Consider the following 6,640-nt stretch of genomic DNA (forward strand, 5'->3'; position numbering starts at 1 on the left):
TGGCCGGCCTCGTCGATCCGCTCCGGCTGCGGATAGACCACCTCGGCCTCGCCGACATTATCCGAGCCGGCGAAATCGAAAGTCGGGGCGACGCCGGCCTCGCCGGGATCGCGCCAATAGGTCACCGCGTCGCCGGACAGGCGGATCTGTGCGCCGGCGTAGCGCGCGCCGTCATGGACGCCGCCGTCGACCAGCCGCGCCTGGGATTTCGCGCCGGCGACCCATTCCTGGGCGCGCGCCGGGGCCGCCACGGCCAGAACGAGCAGGCAGACGGCGGCCGTTGCGCGGCGCACGCGTCGAGAGGATTTGGCTTCCCTTTGCGCGCTCATCCTTTAGCATGTCTCCATGAGGCTGCGCGCGACGTCGGCTTCCGGCCCTCCGGCCGGGACGGCGAAACCAGCGGGAAGGTTGCGAAAGTGAACAACGAAGGCCCCGGTCCTTTTCTCGAAGGCAAATGCCTTGTGGCCATGCCCAGCCTGCACGACGCCTATTTCATGCGGTCGGTGGTCTATGTCTGCGCCCATTCCGAGGAAGGCGCCATGGGCATCATCGTCAACCATCCCGCCCAGGGCGTCAATTTCGTCGATCTTCTGCTGCAACTCAAGGTGATCGAGGATTCCGACAAGCCGCGCGTCGAGGAATCGATCGGTCGCCATCGCGTGCTGGCGGGCGGCCCGGTCGACGCCAGCCGGGGCTTCGTGCTGCATTCGCCGGATTATCGCGCCGCCGAGGCCACTATGACCATCGACGACAGCGTCTCGATGACCGCCACGCTCGACGTGCTGCGCGCCATCGCCCAAGGAGAAGGCCCGGAGCGGGCGGTGCTGGCTTTGGGTTACGCCGGCTGGTCGCCGGGGCAACTGGAAAAAGAAATCCTGGCCAATAGCTGGATGATCTGCCCCGCCGACGCCTCGTTGCTGTTCGATCAGGAACATGAAGCCAAATATGAGCGGGCTTTGGGCGCGATCGGCGTCGATCTGCGTTTCCTCGCGGATGAAGCGGGCCACGCCTGACAGGACTTCCGCTCAGACCGCCGGCTCGGCGGCCGCGCCGACCAGCTTGCGGGCGTCGGCCGCGCTGAGCGGATGGCCGAAGGCGAAGCCGACGGCATATTCGCAGCCGATCTGGGAAAATTCGATCACGTCCGATTCGGTCTCGGCGCCTTCGGCGATCGCCTCCATGCCGAAATCATGCGCCAGAGTGACGACCGAGCGCAGCATGGCGGCGCGGCTGGTCAGCGAATCGTGCCGGGCGAAGCCGCGATCGATCTTGATCATGTCGAAGGGGAAGCGCTGGAGATAGGCCAGCGACGAATAGCCCGAGCCGAAATCGGCCAAAGCCAGGCCCGCGCCGAGCTCCCGCAACCGGCCGAGCATCTGGGCGGCATATTCGGGGTTTTCCATCACCAGCGCCTCGCTCAGCTCCAGCTTGAGCGAGCCCGGCGCGACTGCGGTGCGGGTCAGCACGTTCTTGACGTCCGAGAGCAGGTCGTGGCGCAGCATGCGGCGCGAGGAAATATTGACATTGGCGAAGATCGGCGGATTGACGTCGAGCGCCTTCTGCCAGGCGGCCAGTTCGCGCGAGGCGCGCTGCATGGCGAACAGGCCGAGATCGACGATGAGGCCGGATTCCTCGGCGAGCGGCAGGAAATCGCTGGGCTCGACGCGCCCGAGCCGCGGGTGCTGCCAGCGCAGCAGCGCGTCGAAGCCGGCGACGGTGCGGTCGTCGAGCCGCACGATCGGCTGGAAGAACAGCTTGATCTCGTCGCGCTCCAGCGCCCGGCGCAGCTCGCCTTCCAGCGCCTGCCGGTTGGAGCCTTGCGAGCGCATCGAGGGCCGGAACACCTCGATCCGGCCGCCGCCGTCGCGCTTGGCGTAGCGCATGGCGATTTCGGCGTCCTTCAGCATGTCCTCGCGCTTGGGATGCCATTGCGGGTCGAACAAGGCGATGCCGACCGAAACGCTAAGCGGGATTTCCCGATTGGCGAAAGTGACCGGCGCGGAAACCGTGCGGCGAATGCGGTCGGCCAGATTGACGATCTGCTCGGTCGCGGCCTCGGAGGCGAGAATGATCGCGAACATGTCGCCCGAAATGCGCGCCAGCGTGTCGCGCGGCTGCAGCAGGCGCCCGAGCCGCCGGGCGACGGTCAGCAGGATCGAATCGCCGGCCGAGACGCCGACGGTTTCGACGATCTTGCCGAAGCGGTCGATATCGACGCACAGCACCGAGGGGCGCTGATGCGGCGCGGTTTCGGCGTGGATCAGCGCCAGATCGAGCCGGTCGAAGAAGATTTCGCGATTGGGCAGGCCGGTCAGATTGTCGTGCACGGCGTCATGCAGCAGGCGCTCGAAGGCGTTTTTCTGTTCGGTCACGTCGGTCAGCGTGCCGACGAGGCGCACCACGTCGCCGTCCGGCCCAACGACGGGCCGCGCGCGCAGCCGAAACCAGAAATAATGGCCGTCGCTGGCGTGCAGCCGGAAATCCTGGCTGACGCGGCCCCGCCTTTGCTCCAGCACCGTATCGAGGCAGGCGCGATAACGGTCGCGCTCCAAGGGATGCAGCAGGCTCAGCCAGGACGAGGCCGGGCCCTCCAGCTCGCCGCGCTTCAGGCCGAGCTGGTCCTCGATATCCGGGCTGACATAGATGCGGTCGTTGACCACGTCCCAGTCATAGATGATGTCATTGGCGCCGGTCAGCGCCAGGGCCTTGCGCTCGACGTCGCTGATCGCGCCATGGGCGACGCCGCCGGCGGCGAAGGCGCTCTGCATGATGGTGAAGCCGATCAGCATGACCAGCAGGACGAGGCCGCCGAGCAGAGCCGGCGAGGCGAGGTCGTTGGCGATCGAGCCATTGATGGTGAAGGCGGCGGCGCAGACCCAGACCACCAGCAAAAGCCAGGTCGGGATCAGCATGACGGCGCGCTCGACGCCATGGGTGGCGAGATAGACCACCAGAATGAAGCCGACCGCCGCGACGGTGGCGAGTGAAATGCGCGCGACGCCCGCTGCGACCGGCGGGTCGTAGACGGCGAGACCGACCAAAGCCAGCAGGAACAGCAGCCAGACGCCGGCGACATGCGAGGCGCGCACATGCCAGCGGCTGAGATTGAGATAAGCGAACAGGAAGACCACCAGAGTGGCCGAGAGCACGGTTTCGGCGCCGGCGCGCCAGATCCGGTCGGCATTGGTCTCGGTGCCGAAAATCTTGGCCCAGAAGCCGAAATCGATCGAGACATAGGCCAGCACGGCCCAAGCCAAAGCGGCGGCGGCGGGGAAGATCACCGCGCCCTTGACCACGAAGACGATGGTCAGGAACAGAGCCAGCAGGCCGGCGATGCCGATGACGATGCCCTTGTAGAGCGTCAGGCCGGTGGTCTTGTCCTTATAGGCCTCCGGCTCCCATAGATAGAGCTGCGGCAATTTCGGGGATTTCAGCTCGGCGACATAAGTGACGGTCGCGCCCGGATCGAGCGTCAGCCGGAACACGTCGGCGTCGGGCGAATCCTCCTTTTCGGGGGGAATGCCCTGGCTGGCGGTGATTTCGGCGATGCGTTCGGCGCCCAGATCGGGCCAGATCACGCCGGAGCCGACCAGCCGGAAATGCGGGGCGACGATCAGCCGCTCCATCTGCTCGTCGGTGTCATTGGTGAGCGCGAACACGATCCAGGACGGATGGGCGCCGGCCTCGCGGGCGTGGACCTCGATGCGCCGAACGATGCCGTCCGGGCCGGGCGCGGTGGAGACCTGGATGCGGTCGCCCTGGTTGGAATAATTTTCGACCCAATGGGTCAGGTCGATCGCCTGGGCGTCCGGCGGCACGCGCACCGATTCCACGGCGCCGGCGGGCGTGAGCCCCGCGAAGGCGGCGAGCAGCGGCAGCAGCAACAGGAAAGCAAGACGAAACGGGCGCACGTGACCTTGGGTAAAGCGGGGTGGGGCGGCTGGCGGAGACCGCTGCGGGTTTTCGCAAATATCGCCGTCATTGCCTAGAGCGGCGCGCGAAAAAGTGGACCGGACATTTCACGGGAAGGCCGTGAAAATACAGGAGGCCGGGACCGACGGCTGAGAAGCGCCGCCGGTTCCCGGCGCGGCGAACGCGTGCGCCAACTTCATGTCGAAACTGTGTCTTCGTCCGTCTTTCCCGCCGGTTCGGCGGCGCGGTCGTCGCGCGCCTCGCGCAGGAAATCGCGCTCCAGCATGGCGAACAGCAGGTGGTCCTGCCAGGCGCCGTCGATCATCAGATAGGCGCGGGCGAAGCCCTCGCGCTGGAAGCCGAGCCGCTCCAGCAGCCGGCGCGAGCGCTCGTTGTCGGGCGCGCAGGCGGCCTCGACCCGATGCAGGCTCATTTCCAGAAACGCATGGCGCAGGACGGCGCGCACCGCCTTGGCCATGAAGCCCTGTCCGGCATATTTCTCGCCCATCCAATAGCCGAGCGTCCCGCATTGCGCGACGCCGCGCCGTACATTGCCTAGCGTGATGCCGCCGAGCAGGGCGTCGTCCTTGGTGCGGAAAATCAGATAGCTGTAGGATTCATCCTCGGCGCGCTCGCGGTCCTGGCGCAGCACGCGGCGCTGGAAGGACGGTTTGGTCAGGTCGTCGAGCGGCCAGGTCGGCTCCCAGGGCGTCAGGAAGGCGCGGCTCGACTGGCGCAGCAGCCGCCAGGGCTCGAAATCGCCCATCACCGCCGGACGAAGGTAGATCCCCTCTCCGTCAAGACGGCCGGCGGCAGGCTTTTTGCGGGGGATACCAAAGAGAATCATGAGCGGTCGCGAGCGTTTCATCATGTTTAACACAGAAACGCGGGCTTATCGACCGGTCAGACTCCGCGAAGCAGCGCGGAAACCTCCGCCGCGCCCGGCGCCTTGCGCCTGGCGCCGAGCAAGGTCACGGTCGGCGGCGCGCGCAGCATTTCGGCGCCCGCCGCGCGCACTTCGGCGAGGCTCAGCGCGTCGATCTTCTCGATCATTTCCGCGCGGGTCAGCACCCGGCCGAAGATCATGGTCTGGCGGGCGATCTGTTCGGCGCGGGCCGAGGAGCTTTCGAGCGCCGTGAGCAGGCCGACCTTGGTCTGCGCCTTGGCGCGGGCGAGATCGGCCTCGTTCAATCCATGAGCGGCTTCGGCGAGGCAGGCCAGGCTCACCTCGATCAATTCGCGCGCCTGCCGCCCCGAGGTCGCGGCCTCGAAGCCGAACAGGCCGGTGTCGAGGAAGGGCCAGTGGAAGGAAGAAATGGAATAAGCCAGCCCGCGCTTTTCGCGCACCTCCTGAAACAGGGGCGAGGCCATGCCGCCGCCGACGGCATTGGCGAACAGATGCGCGGCATAATGGCGCAGGTCGCCATAGGCGCGGCCCTCGAAGCCGATCACCACCTGGGTCTGCTCCAGTTTCTTGGCGACCACGACCTCGCCGCCGACATAGCGGGCGGGCTCGGCCGCGACCGGCGGCGTCGCGGGCAAGGCGGCGAACAGCCGTTCCGCCTCGTCGCGGATCTTGCCATGATCGACGGCGCCCGCGCCGGCGACCACGATGGCCGGCGCGCTGTAATGGCGGCCAAGATAGCCTTTGATGGCGTCGCGATCGAAGCCGCGCACCCTTTCAGGCGTGCCGAGAATGGCGCGGCCGATCGGCTGGTCGGGAAAGGCGGCGGCGTTGAACAGGTCCATCGCCAGATCTTCCGGCGCGTCCTGCAGCGCCGCGATTTCCTGCAGCACGACCTCCTTCTCGCGCTCCAGCTCCTCCGGATCGAACAGGCTTTCGGTGAGAATGTCGGCGAGCACGTCCAAAGCGAGGCCGCAATCCTCGCGCAGCACGCGGGCGTAATAAGCGGTGCTTTCGACGCCGGTGGCCGCGTTGAGATCGCCGCCCGCGCTTTCCACCGCCTCGGCTATGGCGCGGGCGTCGCGGCGCCGCGTGCCCTTGAAGGCCATATGTTCGAGCAGATGCGACAGGCCCTGTTCGGCCGCGCTCTCGCTGCGCGAGCCCGCCGCGACGAAAACCCCGAGCGAGGCGGTCTCAAGCCCCGGCATGGCGTCGGTGACGACGCGCAGGCCGGAGGGGAAGGCGCTGGTTTCAACGGCCATTTTGGCTCTGGGTTACGGCCCGCGCGCGGGCGCGGATGAAAGAGGCGATGGCGTTCTCGTCATTGGGCAGGATGTCGAAACGCTCGTGGCGTTCGAACAGGTCGGCCAAATGCGCCGGCAGCGGGGCCGAAATCCCGGTCGCCGCGCGCACGGCGTCGGGGAATTTGGCCGGATGCGCGGTGCCGAGCGCGACCATCGGCGTCGCCGGGTCCTTCGCCAGATATTTGCGGGCCACATGGACCGCGACGGCGGTATGCGGGTCGAGAATATATTCGCATTCGCGCCAGGTTCGGGCGATTTCGCCCGAGGTGTCGGCTTCGCTGGCGGCGCCCGCCGCGAAATCGGCGCGGATATGCGCCAGCGCCGCCGACGGAATGTCGAAGGCGCCGGACTGGTCGAGGCTCGCCATCAGGGCGCGGATTTCGGCCGGGTCGTGGCCGACGGCGTCGAACAGCAGGCGCTCGAAATTGGATGACACCTGAATGTCCATCGAGGGCGATTGCGTCGCGTGGACGCCACGCACTTCGTAGCGGCCGGTCTCCAGCGCGCGGGCGAGAATGTC

Annotated in this window: 4 protein-coding genes and 2 pseudogenes; 1 reads left to right on the top strand and 5 read right to left on the bottom strand. The window is 67.2% G+C overall.

The features are described from left to right. A pseudogene (locus ACE3S9_RS12415) lies at window positions 1-329 on the bottom strand (hypothetical protein); the annotation flags it as partial. An 87-nt stretch (window positions 330-416) separates the two neighbouring features. Here ACE3S9_RS12415 and ACE3S9_RS12420 point away from each other — a divergent pair. Continuing rightward, complete coding sequence (locus tag ACE3S9_RS12420) at window positions 417-1,013, top strand: YqgE/AlgH family protein (protein ID WP_374546778.1); 597 nt, start codon at window positions 417-419, stop codon at window positions 1,011-1,013. 12 nt (window positions 1,014-1,025) lie between these two features. Here ACE3S9_RS12420 and ACE3S9_RS12425 read toward each other — a convergent pair whose 3' ends face one another. From ACE3S9_RS12425 to ACE3S9_RS12440, 4 genes and pseudogenes are all read right to left on the bottom strand, one after another. Next, on the bottom strand, window positions 1,026-3,887 hold the full coding sequence (locus tag ACE3S9_RS12425; protein WP_374546781.1) for an EAL domain-containing protein: 2,862 nt from the start codon (window positions 3,885-3,887) through the stop codon (window positions 1,026-1,028). 221 nt (window positions 3,888-4,108) lie between these two features. Then, window positions 4,109-4,759, bottom strand: a complete 651-nt coding sequence (locus ACE3S9_RS12430; RefSeq protein ID WP_374546779.1) for a GNAT family N-acetyltransferase — start codon at window positions 4,757-4,759, stop codon at window positions 4,109-4,111. Window positions 4,760-4,815: 56 nt separating this feature from the next. Then, complete coding sequence (locus tag ACE3S9_RS12435) at window positions 4,816-6,078, bottom strand: M16 family metallopeptidase (RefSeq protein WP_374546780.1); 1,263 nt, start codon at window positions 6,076-6,078, stop codon at window positions 4,816-4,818. Further along, window positions 6,068-6,640 (bottom strand): annotated as a pseudogene (locus ACE3S9_RS12440) (threonine synthase); the annotation flags it as partial. The gene ACE3S9_RS12435 and the pseudogene ACE3S9_RS12440, both read right to left, overlap by 11 nt.

This window comes from Rhodoblastus sp. (assembly GCF_041915505.1).
Lineage (GTDB): Bacteria > Pseudomonadota > Alphaproteobacteria > Rhizobiales > Beijerinckiaceae > Rhodoblastus.